This is a genomic window from Streptomyces sp. NPDC058964, from assembly GCF_042741275.1.
Taxonomy (GTDB): Bacteria; Actinomycetota; Actinomycetes; order Streptomycetales; family Streptomycetaceae; genus Streptomyces.
Genome location: NZ_JBHYKH010000812.1, coordinates 1 through 2,540, shown reverse-complemented (window position 1 = coordinate 2,540; position 2,540 = coordinate 1). Strand labels below are relative to the sequence as shown.

Annotated in this window: 2 protein-coding genes and 3 pseudogenes; 1 reads left to right on the top strand and 4 read right to left on the bottom strand. The window is 73.8% G+C overall.

The annotated features are described in order from the left end of the window. Positions 1–257 precede the first annotated feature (257 nt). Both mmpA and ACFW2E_RS45085 read right to left on the bottom strand, forming a co-directional pair. Positions 258–356: pseudogene (gene mmpA / locus ACFW2E_RS45090) on the bottom strand (morphogenic membrane protein MmpA); the annotation flags it as partial. 567 nt (positions 357–923) lie between these two features. Then, a pseudogene (locus ACFW2E_RS45085) lies at positions 924–1,607 on the bottom strand (endonuclease V); the annotation flags it as partial. 62 nt (positions 1,608–1,669) lie between these two features. Here ACFW2E_RS45085 and ACFW2E_RS45080 point away from each other — a divergent pair. After that, the gene (locus ACFW2E_RS45080) at positions 1,670–1,966 is read left to right on the top strand and encodes a YciI family protein (RefSeq protein WP_384477484.1); all 297 of its coding nucleotides are present in this window, start codon (positions 1,670–1,672) and stop codon (positions 1,964–1,966) included. Positions 1,967–1,979: 13 nt separating this feature from the next. Here the strand turns inward: ACFW2E_RS45080 and ACFW2E_RS45075 are convergent, their stop codons facing one another. Together ACFW2E_RS45075 and ACFW2E_RS45070 are read right to left on the bottom strand one after the other, a co-directional pair. Further along, positions 1,980–2,312, bottom strand: coding sequence for a plasmid stabilization protein (locus tag ACFW2E_RS45075; RefSeq protein ID WP_384477481.1), 333 nt, complete (start codon positions 2,310–2,312; stop codon positions 1,980–1,982). Positions 2,313–2,388: 76 nt separating this feature from the next. Continuing rightward, a pseudogene (locus ACFW2E_RS45070) lies at positions 2,389–2,540 on the bottom strand (oxidoreductase); the annotation flags it as partial.

The window sequence follows — 2,540 nt, the reverse complement described above, 5'->3', positions numbered from 1 at the left end:
CCCTCGCCCCCCACTCTGTTTTTTTTTCATTGTGTGTGGTGGTGTTTGTTTTTTATACCCCCCCGGCCCTCGCCTTGCGCCGCCGGGCCGCCGCGGGCGGGCCCCCACACGACGGCCCAGGCGATGGGCGACGCACTGACGGAACGGCTGCGCGCGGCGGGGATCACGTTCCGGGTTGCCATGAGCCGCTGAGGCGCCCCCGCGGCGTCCGCCCGGCCACCGTGAGGATCATCCCGCCGGTCCAGGCCGGTCCAGGGCGCCCCGCCCACCACGGCGCGCACGAGAACGGCCGTCGCGGCACGCTCGACCGGAGGTCGGGGATCCGCCAGGGGCTTCGCGGCACGCTGCGTCGTCATGCGCCCCGGCGTACCGGTCACCGCGGTGCGTCCACATCCGTACGGCCGCTCACCCGCCGTACCGAGTCGTGGTACTCGGGCGGCGTATCCAGGCGCCGTGCCTCAGCCGTCGTGTTCGGCGGGCGGCCAGTCGCCCAGCGCGGCCGCGATGCGGTCCCGCACGGACGGATCCTGTGCGGCGGTGGCGAGCCGGACGGCGATGGGGCCGATCTGCCAGCCCGCGTGGTGGTCGAAGAACGGCGGGGGGCCCGCCTCGTTGTGGGCGACCTTGCCCACCAGCTCGGCGAGGCGGACCAGCAGCCCGTGCTCCTCGGCCGGTTGCTCCCAGGCGTCGGTCCCTCGCCCGCGGACCAGCCCGAGCACCTCGCTTCCCCGGCTCCACCGGTCGCGGTCCTCCGCCAGGTCCAGCACGGCATCGATCTCCGGCGTCCGGCCCAGCCCCTCCGTCGCCGCCCGGAGCACCCGGCCCGCCCAGACGACGGGAAGGGGCTGGCGCTCGAACACCGTGCGCCCCCAGCTCCGTTCGGGATCCGCGGCGGCACGTTCGACGAGGGGGCCGCGCCCGCGTGTCGCCTCGCGCAGCGCGCGGCGGCACAGCGAGTCCGCCCGGCGGGTCGTCTCCGGGAGCCGGTACTCCGGAGTGAGCGCCAGCGTGTGGGCGCAGGCGTTGTCCAGGCTCACCCGGTGGCCGACGGAGACGAACACCGGCTTGACGGACTCCCGGGTGCGCAGGGCGCGGCCGACCTCCTCGGTGCCCGCGAGGAGCGGGGTGCCGCTGCCGCGCCGCGGGTCCGGGTCGTCGTACTTGAAGGTGAACGGGTTCTTGGCGACGCCGATCGTGGGCAGGCCGGTGAGCACGCCGAGATGGCTGGCGAGGCCGAAGCGGCGCGGGTGGGCCAGTCCGTAGCCGTCGCAGACCACCAGGCCCGGGGGGTGGGGCAGGGCGTCGAGGGCGGCCAGCACCGTGGGGATCTCGCGGAAGGCGAGCAGCCCCGGGACGTACGGGAAGGAGATCCGTCCTACGGCGGTCGCCTCGGCGACCACGTCGAGCGTCGCCGCGTCCAGTACGACGGCCGCGGCCACGACGACGTCCCGGGCGTCGTCGTACGCGACGTCGACCCCCGTCACGTGGCCCGTCCCGGGCGGCGGCCCCGGATCGTCCAGCACCACCCGGCCGCGCAGTTCGTCCTGGACGGCGCGGGCCAGCTCCTCGTTCGCGGGCCAGCCCGCGGGAACGCGTACGGTCGTCATGGTGAGGACGACTGTACGGGGGCGGGGGAACCGCGGGGGCTCCCGGGGGTAGGCTCGCGATCATGTTCGTACTGGAACTGACCTACACCGCACCGCTCGACGCCGTGGACGCCGTCCTGCCGGACCACGTGACCTGGCTCGAGGAGCAGTACGAGAAGGGTCATTTCCTCGCCTCCGGGCGCAAGAACCCCCGCGACGGCGGCGTGATCCTGGCCGTCGCGAAGGACCGCGCCCGCATCGAGGAGATCACCGCGGGCGACCCGTTCGTCGCCGCGGGCGTGTGCGCGTACCGCTTCACGGAGTTCGTCGCGACGAAGACGGCCCCGGAGCTGGAGCGGTACCGCGAGACGCTGGGCTGAGCCCGCCCCCGAGTCAGCTCCTGCGCCGGTCCAGGGCGCGCCGCAGCTGTTCCTTGTTCATGTCCGAACGCCCCTCGACGCCGCGTTTCCTGGCCTCCTCGTACAGCTGGTCGTAGGTGGGCCCCTGCGCGCCCTGGTGCGACCGCCTGCCGCCCCGCTCGCCGGACGACATGTCCTCGACCGAGGTGCGGCTGGCGGTCTTCGACTCACCGGACCTGGCACGCTCCTTGTTGACCGTGCGCGCCGCGATCTCCTCGGCGCGTTCGGTGCTCTCGCCCCGGTCCAGCGCGCTCTCCTTGATGTGCTCGTACTGACGTTCCCGCTTGGGGCTGGAACCGCGTGGCACGACCGCTCACTTCCTTTCCCGGTGATCGGGTCATGTCGGGTGCGGTGACCGAGTACCCGCGTTCCGGCAGCGCACGTCAGCTCTCCAGCCGGGCCACGCGCCCCTTCTCCCCCGCCGCCCAGCAGCCCGGGTCGGGGGTGCAGTCCACCGTGTCGTACGACCCGGTGTCGACCGTCCGCCAGCTGCGGCCGGCGTCGGTCGTCAGGTCGGTGCCGGTGGGACCGACGG